This is a genomic window from Sagittula sp. NFXS13, assembly GCF_040148795.1.
Lineage (GTDB): Bacteria > Pseudomonadota > Alphaproteobacteria > Rhodobacterales > Rhodobacteraceae > Sagittula > Sagittula marina.
Genome location: NZ_JAGEMH010000033.1, coordinates 1 through 17,878, shown reverse-complemented (window position 1 = coordinate 17,878; position 17,878 = coordinate 1). Strand labels below are relative to the sequence as shown.

The window sequence follows — 17,878 nt, the reverse complement described above, 5'->3', positions numbered from 1 at the left end:
AATACATCAACGGCTTCTACAATCCGCGACGCCGACACTCAGCGTTGGGCTGGAAAAGCCCTGTCGCGTTCGAGCGGAAGGTGGCCTAAACGAGCACTTGGGGCGGCACGAAAGCGCGACAGGTCCAGATCTCGTCCGCCTGATGCTCGCTCTTGATTTCGATGAGGTCCACGCCACCGCGGAAAGCTTCCATCTTCTCGCGATCCCTGCGGTCCAGGTGCCCCATGCCGGACGCGCGATGGACGGCCTCGAAGTACGCGATGACCCGGCGTTCGATCTTGTCGCGGTCATCAGCAGAGATGTGCCTCAGAGAGCGGGCCAGGTCTCGCTCGGCGCGAAAGTTCGCGAGGAACTTCTTCAGGCGGTCTTCGACTTCGTACCTCTCCGGGGCTCCCAGGCGGCGGAAGTTGACGTCGGCGAAACGTATCTTGGGCATTGGACTCCTTTCTTCCCCGAACCGAGCGAGATCGCGCAGGTCAGGAACAACAGCGGTGCTGCGATTGGGTTGTGAAGGAGGGTCCGGACCCATGGGAACGAAATGAGAACAATAGTCGCTCGCCGTCAATCTCCCAGCCGAGACTGCGTGCGGCCCAGGCTGCGCCATGGCGATGACAGGCCAGATTTCACGTAAGCCCTTGAAAAACAAAAAGACCACCGGCAACCCCTGTTGCCGATGGCCATTCTTAACCTGTATAAAGGTCAAATTTCCGGGAAAAAGGTCACATTATGCTGCGTCCGACAACTGTGTCGTCCGACATCAGGATTAGGGTTTGATTAGAATCCAACATCAATAGAATCAATTACTTAGATCCATAGGCGACATTTGGCATCACAACTTACGACGTGTAATTCAGAGTTCGCGTCGCCGAAAAGACGCTCTAGATCAAAGGTGTTCCGGCCCCCGGGCGAGCCCCGGAAACGGGAAAAGCCGCCCGGTGGGGCGGCTTTTCGGCGGGCGGACGACCATGTCGGCGGGATGGGTTCACGTCTTGCGACGGCGTTTGACCTGGCGCTCCTCCTCGTACCGTTGCAGCGCGTTCATGGTGTCGATGAGCTTCCAGTTCACGGAAACGAACGGGTTCAACTCTTCGTCGCAATCCATCCGCATTTCGTAGGCATCCGCGAAATGCGCCATGTCGATTTCGGCACACTCCTCTCCCAGGCACGCGCCGATCGCCTCGATGCTCATCTCGACCGCAATGCCGAACCGACCAGCGGAGGCATGGATCAGGATCTTGATGAACTCGTCTTGCGACAGAATTCCGGAGCCTGCGAGGCCAGCGTCTTCGAACAGCTGCTTCAGGGCTTTGCGCAGGACCTTGCCATCACTGGCAAACGTCATCGGACGCATTTCCATGGGCCTCATCCGGCGCAAAAGCGTCTTGTCCCCGTTCAGAAGATCCGTGGCTTCCGGAGTCGCCGTCATGATCAGGCAGACCGGCCAGTCCTTGGCCTGCATCGTGTTGCGGAAAACCTTGAGGAAAGCCTCGATGCTGTCCTTCGTCTTGTAGCGCCCGCTGTCTTGGACCTCGTCGAGGTGGACGGCCGCGACCCCGCAGAGCTTCAGGTAGGTCGTGACCAGACTTGCCAGGTATTCTTCATCGCGACGCCCCTTGGCGGGATGGCCCAATGCTTTCAGGATGGCATTCAACGTCTCTTTGAGGGTCGAGCGCCCGGGGACGACGACGCTCAGGATCCGCGTGCCGTACTGCCAGTTGCCGACATGCTGCGTCAGCGCGTGGTGCTCCTTGATGATCTCCTCCACGATGCGGGATTTGCCGGCGCCGGCCGGACCGATAAGCATGGCTCCTTTCAGTTCGCTCTTGCCCTGCCCCATGCGGGCTTCGCGGCTGGCAAGGACATCGAAGACCCTTTTCCGAAACAGGCGGTAGGTTGCAGTCTGTTCAAAGTGTTCTTCGAGGCGCACGAGCTGGGCCGCGAGGGCACTGTTCGCGGCGAAGGCTTCCAGGACCTCGGCGCTAACACCGGGCACGGGCGCGGCCTTGGTGGTTTCGTCATCTTCGTCGATAGGGGCATGGATCATGGCAAGTCTCTCTCGTTCGCGCTCATCACGGGATGGCGCAGGATTTCGGTATTGTGGGTGTTGGGCTGACCCGCCGGACGAGCGGGCCAATACGGGTTTGCCCCTGGCCTACGCCAGATGGCGCCTGTCACCGGGTCATTGGCGCGCGTCTTCTCCGCATGGCAACGTTCGGAAAGGACGCCGTCGCAGACCGGCGGCAGGTTGGTGGGAAGCGGCCCAGTCTCTCTCGGTCGGGCCAGCTCGAGTTCGTCGTGTCAGTGCGTTGCAGCCATGGCGTCCTGATGATCTCCGGGGCATTGCCCTCCATTTGGCGTACTGCGTCGTCGCAAAGGCGGTCGATCGCCTGGCGCAGCTGCCGTGGATGCCTTCCCGGCCTTGCGACAGGCTGGAAGAGCACGAGGTTCATGTTGCATCATGCGACCACAACACGTGAGATTCGTCAAATATTGATTCAATATCAATTGCTTACGCTGAAAATCGCGCAAGCCTGACTTCTCGCAACTGTTCCTTCCCACCTTCCTTCCTGCAGGCATCGCCTGCGCTGAGGTTCCTCGTCGAGCTCAACTTCGCACTCAAGGTTATGCCCCTTCGATCGAAACTTCAGGAATTCGGCACCATATTTTATATAGAAACCTCAACGGACCACCGACAGCGCCGTAAGAGTTGGGCCTAGCCTGTGACCCGGTCCGAGGCGTGGACACGCCGATCTTGACGCTAGCTGACGTTTTCGCAGTTTCGGCGGTTTCGTTGATCCCGGGCACGACAAGAGCCTCGCATCACCTCGCCAAGGTTATCCGCGACTGGTACAGCGTCATACCTGCGCAGGATAACTCGGTATGACACGATCTCTTGCGACCGTTTCCGGGTCCTCTGGGGCTTCCGCGGATAAAGGACATCCTCCGCTACATCGTTTGCAAGACGGCTGACATCCCACGCACGGTGATTGGCAAGTTCGACAGCTTTTTCGACGACCATCCCACCGCATTGGACTGCGCCAGCTGCGCCTAAATTTCGCTGATGGAGCAGAAAGGGAAATACGGTGCCTTCATGGGGTGCGTCCGCTTTCCAGACTGTTCCCGGAAAGCCAAGACCAGAAAGAAGTCCCGGAGGCGCGAACCGGCATAGGCATCGCCCGAAGGAAACCTCTTGTGTAATCAGGCGCATGCGGGCCATGCTTCGACAACGCCCAGTTGACCATCGGTATTGTAATGCAGATTTCTTCGATCCTCGAGTACATCGACAAAGGCCACATGGCCCTTCCGGAATTCCAGCGCGGGTATGTCTGGGGACGCGAGCAGGTCAGAGGGCTTTTTCAGTCGTTGTACCGCGGCCATCCCGTCGGCAGCCTGCTGGTCTGGGCGACCGATGCCTCGACCGCGACCCATCGCGGCGATGGCCAACTGGCCCCGGGCGTCGTGAAGCTCCTGCTGGACGGACAGCAGCGGATCACCTCGCTCTATGGCGTGATCCGTGGCAAGCCGCCGCGCTTCTTCGATGGCAATGACAAGGCCTTCACCGACCTGAGGTTCAACCTCGAGACCGAGGAATTCGAGTTTTTCCAACCTATTAAAATGCGGGACGACCCGCTCTGGATTGACGTGACCGAGGTCCTTCAGAAAGGGAATGCGGGGATCGGGGCGTTCGTCACCACCATGAGCCAGAACCCGGCCACGCAGATGAAGGTCGGCGATTACATTGGCCGCATGAACCAATTGCTGGCCATTCGCGACAAGAACTTCCACATCGAAGAGGTGACCGGGCCCGACAAGACGCTCGACGTAGTGGTCGACATCTTCAACCGGGTGAACAGCGGTGGCACGAAACTGTCGAAGGGTGATCTGGCCCTAGCCAAGATATGCGCCGACTGGCCCGAAGCCCGCGACACGATGAAGTCCAGCATTAGCCGCTGGCGGTCCGAAGGCTACGACTTCACGCTCGACTGGCTGTTACGGTCGGTGAACACGATCCTGACGGGCGAGGCCAAGTTCCTCTACCTCCACACTCAGGAAGCCGATGACATTGCGAGCGCCCTGAAGCGCGCGGTGAAGCACATCGACAGCAGTCTGAACATGATCGGCGGGCGGCTGGGCCTAGACCACGATCGGGTCCTATTCTCGCGCTTCGCGATACCCGTCATGGTGCGCTACCTCGACACGCATGGTGGCAAACTGGATGAGAAAACTCGGGACAAGCTTCTCTTCTGGTTCGTACAGACCGGCATGTGGGGCCGTTTCTCCGGATCAGTCGAAAGTTTCATCGACAAGGATCTTGGCATCCTCGACCAGAGCGGTGGCGACCTCGACAAGCTGGTCGGAGAGCTGCGTCTTGCCCAAGGCGGGCTGCGGGTTGAACCTGGGCATTTCCACTCATGGAGCGTCGGGGCGCGCTTCTATCCTGTCCTCTACATGCTGACGCGAATGACCGAGGCCCGCGACTGGGGCACAGGCCTGCCATTGAAGAACAATCTCCTGGGCAAGATGAGCCGCCTCGAGGTCCACCACATTTTCCCGCGCGCCCGACTGTATGAAGCCAACTATGCCCGCGCGGAAGTCAACGCGCTGGCCAACTTCTGCTTCCTGACCAAGGACACCAACCTGTCGATTTCCGATCGCAGGCCCGAGGACTATTTCCCGGAAATCGAGGCGGCGCATCCCGGCGCGCTGCAATCGCAATGGATCCCGCAGGACCCCAGTTTGTGGAAGGTCGAGAACTATCGGGACTTCATCGAAGCCCGGAAGGAATTGCTTGCCGATGCCGCCAACGAATGCCTCGCATCCCTGCTCAATGGCGACACCGCCATATTGGAAGGGTCCCGACCGGCACGGGTGACCGACAAGGTTCTCCTCGGCGGTATCACGAGCCAGGAAGAGGCCAACGAACTGGAAGCCTTGAACGACTGGGTGGCGGAACAGGGTTATGCCAGCGGCGACATGTCCTTTGACTTCGTCGATCCCGAAACTGGCGAACAACGCGCGATCCTGGACCTCGTCTGGCCCAATGGCATCCAGACCGAGCTGTCGGAGCCCGTTGCTGTGCTGCTGGGAGAAAGCGCGGATCTGATCTCTCTCGCAAGCTCGGCCGGATACAGATGCTTCACTGCGACCGGTGAGTTCAAGTCGTATGTGAACCGCCTGTCGGCATCGGATCGGGGCGTGGCAGCGGAGTAGGCGACAACATTCACTGAAACGCGGCCTTGCGTCATCATATTCGCAGATAGCGCCATGCATCTGAAATATAAATGATATCCAGAGTTATCCTGACCGAGATAAGTTCATACCGACTGAAGATAACTCGGAATAGCTTCGAAAGGGACAAAGACGAATGCAACAAGACCACTTCTTCAACCACTAGAAAGCGACACTCCAGTCATGATCGACATTACATTCCGAGTGGTTAGTCGCGGTGACGGGTATAGCACTGGACTAAAAAATTGCGTATACTTAGAGATTGATCGATGGAATGATTATTCATTTGTTACAATGTTCGAAGTTTTCGCCTATGATGACAATGGAACCGGCCGGAAACTCCCGAACATCAAGATTGGATTCTATGGGCAAACTACGGAAACTAGCACATATGAAACGCTAAACAATGAATTCACGGAGCTATCTATTAACTACTTTTCGGTAGCGACAGATGTAGAATTCTATCGAACGCTGTCACGCGATTTCTCAAGCGAATGGAGGGATGCATTCCTACACAAAATTCGAGATGTCGTTTACAATCCAGACATCCTTGAGCGCGCAAAAGATGAAGAAGTTTTTCAAACATCCCACCTTAGAAGCGTCAGTGTGAACGCAATACAAACACAGTTCTCTAGGGTTTTAGCAGGTGAAGCGCCTCAAACTGACTTTCTATTCAACTTCATCCTTCCGGAATCCGAGAAATTTGCAGGATTTAATCTTCACTTTGAAGTAAACGCCGGCTCCCTGCCTGGAACGAACATTCACGCCTTGATTGGGAGAAACGGAGTTGGGAAAACCACATTACTCAAACACATGGTGAGATCAATTGCGGGCAGCGCGGAGGCAGGAACCGGCTTTTATCACAAGCCAATGTGGGCCATGGAGAGCGAATGGCTTGGGAGGGATTTTTTCACAAATCTCGTTTCGGTAGCATTTAGCGCCTTTGACCCTTTCGACCTGCCGGCCGCAAACGATAACCCGTCCACGGGAACGCCTTATAGCTATATCGGCCTAACAGACTATAGTGGAGAAGATGGATCAATACTAAAATCCAGGGATGAGCTACACGGCGAATTTATCGCTTCTCTAAACTTTTGCTTTAGCGAGCCCTTACGCAAGGCTCGATGGTCTGAATCTATAGGGCTTTTGGAGAGTGATCAAAATTTTGCAGAAATGAGCTTGCTCAGTCTGCTCGATTTGGATCCGCCGGAAGCACTGGAGTGGGCAAAGGTGCTCATATCCAAAATGAGCTCCGGCCATGCCATAACAATACTAACGATCACCCAATTGATCGAAAAGGTTGAAGAGAAGACACTTGTACTAATAGATGAACCAGAAAGTCACCTCCACCCACCACTTCTTTCTGCGTTTGTAAGAAGTTTAAGCAACCTTCTTCACAAACAAAATGCAGTTGCCATTGTCGCCACTCATTCTCCTGTCGTGCTACAGGAAGTGCCGAAGTCGTGCGTTTGGAAATTATACAGAGAGCGCGCCTCGTCCGAAAAGGCACGCCCAACGATAGAAACTTTTGGTGAAAACGTCGGCACCTTGACAAAAGAGGTATTTCAGCTCGAGGTTGAAAAATCCGGCTTCCACACTTTGTTGGAAAATGCTGTCGCGCGAGGCGGAACATACGAGGAAATAATCGATGAATTTAATAGCAGCCTTGGCCTTGAGGCGCGAGGAATACTGCGAGCCTTGGTGATCAACAGAGATAAATTTTTGCAGTAACCATGAAAAGATTAGCCTCCCCGCCTCATTCACCTCTCGACCTTTATGATGCTTGTGTTAGCGAAGCCGAAGGTGATCTGAAAGCGCATCTCGCCATCAATCGCAATTCCCTAGACGAAGCTGCTCAAGTATTCGATGCCCATTCAGCCACAAAGACATGGTGCGATCTTCCGAGGGCGCGGCATGGTCACCGAGAAGATATAATTGTCGGAACCTTGAGCAAAGGATCATTAATGGATTTGTACAGCTCCGGCGTTGTAGGATCGACGGGAGCGCCAAGAAAAATATATGACGATATTATGGTTGCTGCAAAAGGCGAGTGCCCTTACTGCGGGGGAATCGGAACTCCGCGTACGCTCGATCATTATCTTCCGAAATCCAAGTTCCCAGCATACTCCGTCCTACCAAGGAACCTAGTTCCCGCATGTCGAGACTGCAACACGGATGCTGGAGCAGGCTTTCCGAGCACGCATCAAAATCAACCCATTCACCCTTATTTGGATAAAGACTGTTTTTTTAACGAAAGATGGGTCTACGGTGAGGTGCATCGCAGCGACCCAATTGTTGTAACTTTCACTGTCACTCCCCCTGAACATTGGGTGGACAACGACAAGCAGCGGGCCACGCAGCATTTTGCAGCCTGCGGCTTAGCCGGGCGATACTCCAGCCGAGTGGCTGGGGATATTAGCCCCCTAATATTGCAGAGACAAAGCAGTCTTGCGAAATTTTCACCAGATCAATTCCGGGACCACCTTAACATCGTGAGCAGTGATGCCAATTTGCTACTCAACGGCTGGAAAAGGACTTTGTACCATGCGCTATGCGAGTCGGACTGGTTTTGCGACGCTAATTTCAATGAGGATTGGCAAAATATATAGGTTGTTAATGAACTTCTCATTGACATCAATTGCGGTCATCGCCTGCGCGCCGAAATATTATTGACAGCCTACGATAGGCTGCATCCAGGGGGTTATTCCTTGTGCTACATTATCCACCAAGTTCCAAGCCCCACACTCGGCAAACATCACATACGAAATACGCCCCAAAATCCAGGGCACTAACGCCGGCGAAGTCTGTATTCCCTTGATGCCGGCCCCCGTTCACACCCGATCTCAATTTTGAGGGAGCCATTCAACCGGTAGACTATTCGACGGCTGCCGTAAGCAGCACGATCCCGATCATCCGAAACCTCGCCGCCGGTTTCATCCTTCGGGATCTAGGGCTCATCCCCTCTGACCGGCATCAGACGATCCATCGGTGCGCTTTCGATGAACTGGCGCAGCCGCTCCGGATCCGGATCCGCGCTTCTGGCGGATCGCAGATAGGCCGAGAGAGAGAAGCCAAGCGCGCATATCGTGATCATGATCCCTATGACGAGAGCCCCGATGTCTGCGTCCATGTCGATCATTCCCTTCTTATTGTTGAATTCCAGATCGCGTCCCGTGCGGAAAGTCACCGCCCAAGCGCGAGGATTTCGGGGCTGCACGTTCAGCGCAGCCCCAGGTGCCATCACTCGGCGGCATCCGGCGTCTGTTCCTGAGACAGCAGTTGCAAAAGCCGATCGCCGGTCAGGACGCCCGTTTCCAAGACGGCCCGTGCCATCTCCGCCATCTTGAACAACTGAGGCTGCAAGCGGTGCCGCGCCTCCGTCTCCGCCGCAGTGATCAGCTCCGCAACCTCCGGCAGGTTGCCACTGATGGTCTCCCGCATGAGTGCTTCCGAATTGCTCGTGCCCAGCCACAGCGCACCGTTCTGGCCCAACCCGTAAGCGCCGACCTCGTTCGCCGCCAACATGGCCGCCTTCGCCAAGTCGGAGTCGCTGGCGCCCCCCGCGCCGCTCGACGGCTCGCCCAGAACGAGGATTTCGGCCATCCGCCCGGCCAGCTTGACCGCCCGGTCGCGATGTAGTGTGGCAGACGTGTGGATCATGGCCTGACAGGAGATCCGGCACTCTCCGCCATCCTCCGAAAGCTTCAGGTACTCGACCGTCAGCTCCGGGTACGAATGCCCGACAAGCGCATGCCCACATTCGTGTACGGCCATGCGCAGTAGGGCGTCGGGCAGCATGTCGTGTAATCGCCCGGCGAGTTCCTCAAGGATATCCTGGGTGATCAACTTGCGCCGCTTGCGCCGTGCCGTGGCGCGTCCTTTCCGGATCGCCGCCGCACAATCCGCCCCCGTCCGCCCCATTGCCCGAACGGCGCAGGCTTCGAGGTTGATGTCGTTGTCCCCCGGCTTCAGATGCTGCCTGAAGATCACGGCAAGGTCCTGGCGACTGGGCAGCGGGATGGTCACGATCGTGTCGAAACGCCCTGACCTGCGGATCGCCGGAGGGATCCTGTCGAGCTCGTTCGCTGCAGCCACGACAATGACGCCCTCGCGCCCGCGGATGCCGTCCAGTTGTTCCAGAAGGCCCTTCGTGGCCTTCAGATCGTAACTCGAGTTCTTACCCTCGGACTGCTGAAACGCGTCGATTTCGTCAAGGAACAGGAGTGCCGGCTTGGCGTCCTTCGCCTCTGCGAACGTCCGCGCCATGGCCTTCAGGAAATCCCCGAGATGCCCCTGAGCTTGCCATTCGGAATACGACCCGGACACGAACGAAACCCCAGCGGTCCCGCTCATCGCGCGCCCGAGTTCGGTTTTGCCTGTCCCCGGAGGCCCGATCAGAAGCAGCCCGCGGGGCACGTCGGACCAGTCCAGTTCGCCCGAGCTGTAAGCCGCGAGGGCATCCAGCAGGTCTTGCGCAGCAGTCTTGGCCTCACCATAGCCAACGAGGTCGTCCAGATCGGCCACCGACGCGGGGATGTCCGGCACCACGTCGTCGTCCTCATCCTCGTCGTCCGGCCGTGCGGTCTGCGGCATGTCCATCAGGAACTGAATTGCCCCCTGCCGATCCTCCGCGTGGCAGGCGCAGACCAGATCGAAAGGCCCCACATGACTGAAGTCGACCCCTGCCGGGACGGGATGCTCCGCTGCACCCTCACTGCCAAATTCAAACGCAAGCACGAGGCTGATCATCTCCTGATCAACCGGTCCGACCGTGAGAGTCTTCCGCGGGCACGCCGGCAGCTGGCTCTCGAACTTTTGGGACATGTCGGTGAGGTAGAGGATGGGTTCTCCGGTCGAGAGCATACTCGAGAACTCCGACATCATCAGGCCCCGCCCGCAGACGCCGTCCAGCGGCCGGAGATGGATGCGTTTCCCGGGTTCATAGGACGTCGAGGCGCCGCTATCCAGGTAGCGATCAGCCGGCGCGGCGATCCTGATCGCCATCGCGAGATCCCTCGTCTGCAGATGGGACCGAACGACCGTGATCGTTTTGCGCCCATAGAGGTCGAACTCCGCATTCATGGAGGCCCGCATGTACATCATCAGCGCGATGAACTGCCCGATGTCGAACTCGCCGCCCTTGAACACCGCAAAATCGGAATGGTCCGACCCAGTGTAACCGCTGGCGGCGGCCAGTTTGGTCGGGGACTTCTCCGGCGCCACCTCAAGGAGGTGATAGAGAATCCTGGCAAAGGCCGCGCTGGTCCAGCTCGGGTGATACTGCGTGTCAGGCATCGTGATATCCTCTCGGCATAGGGCGACTGTTCACGGGAATCCGTGTTGTAGAACGTTCGCCTCGGTGTTGGTTGCTGCGGCGCCCATCCAAGAACGCCGCAGCAAGAACATAGCGCGAACGCGCGGTTCGGAGAAGCCATTTTCAAGAAAATCCGCCCACAACACATTGCAATCATTGCGAGTTTCGGGCCTTGCAGAATTTTCGCACGGATCGAAAACCTCCCTCCCTGAGCCTTGGATCTGGTAAAACCAATGACCGGCAAGCCGTTTTCGCGACGCAAGCACGGACGCCGCGGTTTTTCGCAAGTGCCCGGGCACCAGCCTGCGCCGTTGCGAAAAACCGCGGTCGATCTTCCAAAGAGGTCCGCGCAACGGCCACGCAGACGCGTACGCAGCCTCCGGTCAGTCACTCACGACCTCCTAAAACCCGAATCATGCAGCCAAGGCTGGTCCAGCTGAAACGCTTCTCGCTCACCGGAGCCAACCAGCATGAACCCTTGGCGGATGTTGAAACAGTTACCCCGGCGCGGGGAACTGCGCGCTCAGGAATCCACCGACTTCACGGAGGGAGACTTCCTCGATCGCCTCGCCGATCCGGATCGACACGGTTTCCCGGTCGACCTCCCGGGCCCCGATCACCGCAACGACCGGGATCAACTGTTCGCGCACGCGCACGATCCTGCGCGGCAGCGTCTCGCGCTGTGCGAAAAGCAGCGGACGGAGGCCGGAGGATTTCAGGACCGCTGTCACATGGGTCGCAACGTCTGCCTGCACCGACGAAACAGGCAGGACAGCCACTTGCACCGGGGCCATCCAGAACGGCAGCCTGCCCTGGTGCTGCTCCAACAACGTGGCAATCACCCGGGCGATGGAGTTGACGACGGTGAGATGCAAAATGGCCGGCGCGGCACGTCCACCATCCCTGGCCACATACCGCGTTCCGTTCAGGCTGGCGGTGATGACGTCCAACTGCAGCATCCCGACGCATTCCAGGCGGCCTTTGCGATTACGCAGCAAGAACTCCAAGCCGGGGCCCGTCGGCAGAGTGCCATCCGATTTCCTGACGCCCTGAACCCCCGCGGCCATCGTAGCCCCGACGAACGCCGCCTCGGCAGCCTCCAGTTCAGCGCCGACCGTCATGTCGTCGATGAAGCCTGGGCGCAAGACCAGGTCCAAGTCCGGAAACCCCACGTCGGCGTACGCATCGCGCACCATCGAGATGAGTGCGGCCGTTTCGTGCTTGATCTGATCGATCAGACACAAGACATGGGCATCCAGCGCGCCGGAAGCGGCGAAATACTGATGGCCACCTTGGGCGTCAGGATGCGCTTCTCCACCGCTCTCAATGAATTCGGAATACCGGATCGGCAGTTCGCGCCAAGATTTCAGCCCCTCATCGAAAAGCCGGAGGTGACCGCCGCACGTCCGGCCTTGACCGCCTCCATGCCCCGAGTCCGCGCGGATCGGCTCTGCCTTCGGCAAACCGTCATCATTGGTCCGGACGGCCGCGCCGACGATATGATTGCAGGTGGCAACTGGGGTTCGAACTTCGTCGAAACCCCGCAGTTGAAGCCGCCTGCGGAAGTGCTCTTCAAGAACACGGTGCAAAACCCAGCCGCAAGGATGCCACGACATGCCGCCAGGGACCGCAGGGTCGAAGCTGTAGAGCCCGAGTCGGCGGGCAAGACTGTGGTGGTTCAAGGGCGGCCCCCCCTCGGTGACAAAGACATGAACGATAACCCTCTGTCGATATTCCAATACATTCTTGCCGGGTGTAGGGGCGGACACTGTAATGCCGTCACCTGCCTCCACGCCTTGACCTTGCTCGGCACTGCACATGCAACGTCGACATGATCCAAACGAAAACGCCGCGGCACCAGGTGCCGCGGCGAATGTGATCACTTCCTTTTGGATTTCCGGTTGCGAGCGTCGGACCGGAGCCTGTCCATGTCGGTCTTGGCCTCGTTTTCGACCGTATCCGGGTCGGCGACATCATCGTCATCCTCCGGTTCGGCAGTCTGAAACCCGCCTTCGGTCAGCGGATCCACGTATTCGTCCCGGCCGACAAAGGGCTTCTCGAACTGGCCGTGCCCGTACTCGGCCTCCTTCTTGGCGCGTTCGATTTCGGCCATGGTGTAGCCGAAAATCCCGATGTCGGACGCCAACATGATGGATTGCGAGAGCGACCTGCAGAGTGCGCGGGCTTCACGACGCGCTTCGTCCTGTTCGAGGTTTTCCGCATCGCGCTTCATGCGCTCTAGTTGGCGCTCGGCCTGCCATTCGCGCAGCGATTTGCCGCAGACGCCCTCGGTGATGGCGTTGACGGTGATCAAATCGCCATTCGCCAAAACCGAGATCGCGCCCATATCGTGGGGATCAACCATTATCTCGATGCGCTCGCCCGGAGCCGCGATGCGATCGACCATACGCGCCATCCGCTGCTGCCGAATGTACTGGTTGGAATAGACAATGCCGGCGTACTTGATGCCCTCCTCGCTGACGGTCGCGGTGGTGTGGAATCCGCATGCCTCACGGAACTGCGACGGGGACGGCATCTGGGACGGATCATACTCGGATTGATCAGACAGTTCTTGCCAAACAGCCGCCGGGGTGCGTCCTTTGAGACCGCGATGTGGTGTCTTGTGGTATTCGGCGATGAACAGCAAAAAAAGCGTCTGGAACTCGTCCCAGCAAATGCAGGCTTCGGAGAGATATTTGCGATCGTTCCGAGCGTGCGGATTCTCCGCAGTGTACCCCGGCAGAAACCGCGCCCACTTCAGGTCACAAGTCCAGAAGAACCGCTCCATGGCACCGCGGAGCTTGGAAACGCCTGCAGCGCCGTTCATTTGAGTAGACCCGAGCAGACGTACCGCGCTCGAGAACAGTGCTCCGCCGAACGGATCCTTACCGTATTCGGAGCCGTTGTCGTTGCTCGCCTCACGCATGTAGCAGATCATGTTGTAATCGGACGCCTTGATGCCCGCGTTCCGGAAAAGATGAGTCTTGTCCCGATAAATCATCCGCAAGCATTCCAGGGAGGCCTCCTGGTTCGGCGCCAGCGAGAACGAAACACCGACGATTGCTCGCGTCGCCAAGTCTTCAGCCGCGGTGATCCACGGACTGACCAACTTGACTGCCTTGCGCTGCTCCTCGGTCATCATGTTATATTCGTCCCGGGTGCAGTTGCGCACTTTCATGTGCGCCTGCCACGCGTCGAACATGACGACTTCGCCGATGTAGGTTGCTTTCCGACCGGGCTCGACCGAGCCGAATTTCTTCATGGCTGCGGCCAAGCCCTCACGCTGCATCGTGACTTCGAACGGATCCAGATACTTGTCGATCCAGCGCTCGTACTGGCGCTGGGACAGGATCTTCATCTTGGGCTTGCCAATGGACTCCCGATAGACGTTTTCCGACTTCATGTCCCCGATCAGATCATCGATGACTTCGCCCTTCGAAATCCCGTCTGCCGAGGCGTAGCGGCCCAGGCGCTCCATGACGAAGCAGAAGTCTTCGCTGGCCTGCAGATCGAGATCGATCGGGTCTGATTTCACCGGAAGGAATGCCCTGGCATCACCCTTCACACGACGGTACTTCCGGAACTTTTCCAGCAAATTGCTGTTCGAGGGCAGACGCTTCAGAAGCTGTGCCGCGTTGGCCTTCTGGGTGCCGTATTTCTTGCGCGCCTGATAGGTTTCGTAGTCCCGCACCATTTCTTCACGGAACTGCGCAACCCCTTCCTTGGTCAGCGTCATGCCCAAGGCATAATTGCGTTCCATGAGGCGGCACTGCTGCATCGCCAGATCGATCCGCTCCCGCTGCGCAGCAGAGGAGCCGTTGACGTCACGGGTGCCGTAGAGATCACGGTCGCGGACCCGTGCGGGCGTGTAGTACCCCCGCTCGACATCCATGATTTCCGCTTCCTTCAGATGGCGGATTTCGGCAGGAGTGAACAGGCGAATGTCGACGGCACCACTGTCCGGCGCGGGAATAGACAGCCGGTAGTGCGTGATCTCCTTCGAGTGCTTGTCGATGACGACTTCGATGTTCGAGACTTCGCAACCCTCGAAGGTCACGCGATCATTCGAATTCAAGTTCTGAAAGTAGCTCATGCTGCTGCGCTCCAAAGCTGGGTGTCGGGGGAAAAGGGGTCGAGGAGGTGTTTGCCGATGTCGCCGTCGCCGACGAGACGGATGACGGCGCGCTGGCCGCGATGGCCGAGGCCGGAGGCATCGACGATTTCCTGAAGGGTGAACCGCTCACCAAGGTGTCCGGCGAGTTCGAGCACGTGATCGTCGGCATCGGGATCCCAGCCGCCACGCGCCTGGTGGATCGCGTGCGCGCAATCCCTGTATGTCGGGTGAAACAGGTAGCGCGACGTTACCGTGAACCGATCTGCCACGTCGTAGGGCGTCTGCGCAGCGACATTTGCGATTTCGGCAAGATACGCAGGACGGCGCGCCTTTTCGTCGTATTTGACGGAGATCAGGACCTCTTCGCCGTTGCGAAGCAAGACATGAGCGTCAACACGCGTGAAGGTGTCCTTTCCAGACAAGTCGGTGAACGGCACAGTCGTCCGCTGCTCCATGAAATTCACGACCTCGGGGTGACCAGCGATGTTGAGGAACACCTGCGATTCCTCAAAGGAGGCGCACCAGAACTCCTGCCGCACGGCGCGGCGATGGAGGCGCGTGACGAAGGCCACACGGCAAGTGCTGCCGGACTTCCAGATCCTCTTCGGCTCGCCGCTCTTCATCTCCGCCCTGCTGAGCCGCGTCGGGCTCAGCTTGTTCGGATCATCGGGATCCGCAAGCATCGGCGGCGCAATGTTGGCCGACCAGAGGTGCGGCAGGTGGGCATGCGGATGGTTGTCCGCGATTTCCATGACGGTCTGCATGGGATGACTTTCCTGTTCACGCCGAACCAAGCGGCGCGTTTGCTGGAAACAGTTCGCCCGGTCGGGCGACGGTTGGGGATGGGTGCAGGACGCAAAGCCGTTGCGCGATCCGCGCACGGGGGCTTTTCGCTACCGGAATTTTCCGACGGCGGGCTTGTCCGGGAAAGTCAGCTCGACTACTTTATCGGTGTCTTACGTCGATCAGCAGTGCTGCCGTCTTTCCTTGCGGGCGGAATGATGACCGCCTTTTCGTATGGTTCACGGTTCGGGCAGCATTTCTGACCCCTCTCTACTTTCGCATTCGAAGCATCGTGCGTGATGCCTCCTCCAGAACTGTCTTTGCGTTGATGTCGCCGTTTCGGCGGCGTGCTTATTCTGCTCGATGCGTATGGGCGTGAGATCGTATCCCACCCGGGTGGAAAAGCCCTCGGTGAACGCGACATCGCAACCAGATGCGACTCGCGGTTCGATCACCATTAGAGCACAGACCACTACATCGAGTCCATTTTCTTCAACATATCAATAACTTGCGAAAATCCGGACTTCCGCCAATTTCGATATGCGCTGATGTCTCCTTTACCCGCCCGGCTCGCAGCCGTGATTGTTCTTGCGTCAGTGTTGCCTCTGACATTTCTCAAGTAGGCGCAAAAATTCCGTGGGAATACGTTTGGAGCACGCAACTTTGTATAGAAAACCCAACAACCCCGCACGGCGCTCTTGCCCTGCAGACCTTAGCCCGCGGCTTGTGCTCGACGTGTCATGCAGTTCCGCCGTCATTCGATGGGTCGATTGGATTTCAGTCGGAAAACCGCGGAGTTATCTCGACATCAGCGCAGATACACCGCACCAGGAGACCACTACCACCCTGCCCGAGATCACTCTCCAGGATCTTCCGAGCACGATGTGCGGTCGGATAGGCCACACCAAGGCTGTCGGCGAACGCATGTAGACCGTAGTTGTGGCTCCCATGCTTGGCACGCCATCGGATATACTCCTCCGCAGCTTCGAACCAGAGCTGAGGCGAAAGCTTGCTCGACCTCAGGATTGATCCGGTCAGAGCCGTGAATTGATACCTGCATTCTCTGCAATGGTACGTTTTTCGCACCGCCATGAACCCGATGTCGGAGCTTTCGCATCTGAGGCACCCGACTCCATCCGGCCAACGCACCGCTGCCAATCGCTCACGACAGAGAGCATCCGTGCCCCAAACAGAAGCGACGCCCTCCTCAGGAAGCCGATCAGCCAGCGCCTTCCAATGGGCGGCATCTTCTGGATTCTGTCTGGCGCGCGGCTTGGTCATTGCGCCCTGTAGCGCAGTCGGCCAACAGCCTTCAATGAGGACGTGCTGGACCGAAACGGCGCAAGGGCGAAATCCGGGGTTTCACCTTCCCACCTCGCGGCACCAGGCTGGTTAGGCCCGAACCTGTCATGAGGCGACGCAGCGCGTCGCGTGACTGGCATGGCCGGGTCGCATGGCGCGACCGGCCCCAACCTGCCGTTCAGTCCTTGGCCGATCGCCGCGGTGCGGCTTCCCCATATCGGCCATTCGTCCATCGCGCAGCATTTTCGGAGGCTGAAGGTCGGCTGGGCGGGACAAAGTTGCCATTGCAAAGGGCGCCAGACTCAGCCAGTCATGCTGATGCAAGCTATCGCGCGCCAGCAAATCAACCGAGAGCATCGAGATCGGAACTGAAATGCCGGTATTAAGTTTTATCGCGTTGACGATGATCGGCTCCGCCCTGACCGGGGGAGTAGTTCTTGGGATCATCGGCACTATTGCACGAGCAGACATTTCGTTGATCGTCGTGGTGCCGAGCCGGATACTATTGGGTAGCCTGTTCATGATCCCGTTCTGGTTCGTGGTTTGGGCTCTCCCGTCAGTCCTAATTTTCCATTGTGTCAAAGGGATAAACGTCTTCGGAATGAACCCTGATGCCCGTGTTCGTTTGGCGGGTCTCGCAACCGCAACTGTCGCAGCTCTGATTTTCGTCTCAGTAAACTTCTCTGACCGAGATATAGGTTGGGCTTCTTTGGTGGTTGGTCTCGCGGCGATAGTAATCGCACCTTCGATTGCATCCCGAACCCACAGAAATTCTTAATTCAACCACTTCACTGACTATCCTTGCCAACATCGGGCTTAGAAAGCTGTCGAAAGGCAAGCCTGGGCTCGTTCCGGACCTTGGCTGCGCGGCGGAGCCAAGCGCCTGGTCGCCCCGCGCGCAGCGTCGTTTCCGGCCCAAAGAAGCCATCCAGAAGCCAACTTTGATGCTGCGGACGCAACCTGCATTGCAGACCTACGTTTACGCGCAAGGGGTAAACAAGCAGGACTAGTGTGAACGGCGGAGCAATACTGGGCCACGGTAGCGGCGGCACAGTGCGGTCGCGGGCGGCGTAAAAGTCGGCCACTTTTGCCCTTTCATTCGATGGGAGGGCTTGGGGATTTTCACCGTGGATTTG

The 17,878-nt window shown here is 58.0% G+C and carries 12 protein-coding genes; 3 read left to right on the top strand and 9 right to left on the bottom strand.

What is annotated here, in order from left to right:
• Nucleotides 1-85 precede the first annotated feature (85 nt).
• Both J4E08_RS24035 and J4E08_RS24030 read right to left on the bottom strand, forming a co-directional pair.
• Entirely contained in the window at nt 86-436 is a 351-nt protein-coding gene (locus J4E08_RS24035) for a hypothetical protein (RefSeq protein WP_349540669.1), read from the bottom strand.
• A 546-nt stretch (nt 437-982) separates the two neighbouring features.
• The gene (locus J4E08_RS24030; RefSeq protein ID WP_349540668.1) at nt 983-2,044 is read right to left on the bottom strand and encodes an ATP-binding protein; all 1,062 of its coding nucleotides are present in this window, start codon (nt 2,042-2,044) and stop codon (nt 983-985) included.
• Between the two features lie 1,208 nt (nt 2,045-3,252).
• On the opposite strand from J4E08_RS24030, the gene J4E08_RS24025 reads away from it, so the two are divergent.
• The 3 genes from J4E08_RS24025 to J4E08_RS24015 all read left to right on the top strand — a co-directional run bounded on the left by J4E08_RS24025 (nt 3,253) and on the right by J4E08_RS24015 (nt 7,838).
• Nucleotides 3,253-5,211: a GmrSD restriction endonuclease domain-containing protein gene (locus J4E08_RS24025; protein ID WP_349540667.1), complete on the top strand. Its 1,959-nt coding sequence runs from the start codon at nt 3,253-3,255 to the stop codon at nt 5,209-5,211.
• Between the two features lie 201 nt (nt 5,212-5,412).
• Nucleotides 5,413-6,960 carry an AAA family ATPase gene (locus J4E08_RS24020; RefSeq protein ID WP_349540666.1) on the top strand — a complete coding sequence of 516 codons (1,548 nt, stop codon included), beginning with the start codon at nt 5,413-5,415 and terminating at the stop codon, nt 6,958-6,960.
• Nucleotides 6,961-6,962: 2 nt separating this feature from the next.
• Nucleotides 6,963-7,838 carry an HNH endonuclease gene (locus J4E08_RS24015; protein WP_349540665.1) on the top strand — a complete coding sequence of 292 codons (876 nt, stop codon included), beginning with the start codon at nt 6,963-6,965 and terminating at the stop codon, nt 7,836-7,838.
• A gap of 338 nt (nt 7,839-8,176) precedes the next feature.
• Here the strand turns inward: J4E08_RS24015 and J4E08_RS24010 are convergent, their stop codons facing one another.
• The 7 genes from J4E08_RS24010 to J4E08_RS23985 all read right to left on the bottom strand — a co-directional run bounded on the left by J4E08_RS24010 (nt 8,177) and on the right by J4E08_RS23985 (nt 17,264).
• Nucleotides 8,177-8,359 (bottom strand): hypothetical protein, encoded by a 183-nt coding sequence (locus J4E08_RS24010; protein WP_349540664.1) that lies wholly within the window; start codon nt 8,357-8,359, stop codon nt 8,177-8,179.
• A gap of 110 nt (nt 8,360-8,469) precedes the next feature.
• On the bottom strand, nt 8,470-10,524 hold the full coding sequence (locus J4E08_RS24005) for an AAA family ATPase (protein ID WP_349540663.1): 2,055 nt from the start codon (nt 10,522-10,524) through the stop codon (nt 8,470-8,472).
• Between the two features lie 516 nt (nt 10,525-11,040).
• A complete protein-coding gene (locus J4E08_RS24000) occupies nt 11,041-12,336 on the bottom strand; it encodes a His/Gly/Thr/Pro-type tRNA ligase C-terminal domain-containing protein (RefSeq protein ID WP_349540662.1) in 1,296 nt (431 codons plus the stop codon).
• An 86-nt stretch (nt 12,337-12,422) separates the two neighbouring features.
• Nucleotides 12,423-14,636, bottom strand: coding sequence for a TnsB C-terminal domain-containing protein (locus J4E08_RS23995; RefSeq protein ID WP_349540661.1), 2,214 nt, complete (start codon nt 14,634-14,636; stop codon nt 12,423-12,425).
• On the bottom strand, nt 14,633-15,421 hold the full coding sequence (locus J4E08_RS23990; RefSeq protein WP_349540660.1) for a hypothetical protein: 789 nt from the start codon (nt 15,419-15,421) through the stop codon (nt 14,633-14,635). The genes J4E08_RS23995 and J4E08_RS23990 overlap by 4 nt, the downstream gene beginning before the upstream one ends.
• Before the next feature lie 796 nt (nt 15,422-16,217).
• Entirely contained in the window at nt 16,218-16,721 is a 504-nt protein-coding gene (locus J4E08_RS24655; protein WP_502949318.1) for a transposase, read from the bottom strand.
• Nucleotides 16,722-16,847: 126 nt separating this feature from the next.
• Nucleotides 16,848-17,264 (bottom strand): hypothetical protein, encoded by a 417-nt coding sequence (locus J4E08_RS23985; protein ID WP_349540659.1) that lies wholly within the window; start codon nt 17,262-17,264, stop codon nt 16,848-16,850.
• Nucleotides 17,265-17,878: the final 614 nt, after the last annotated feature.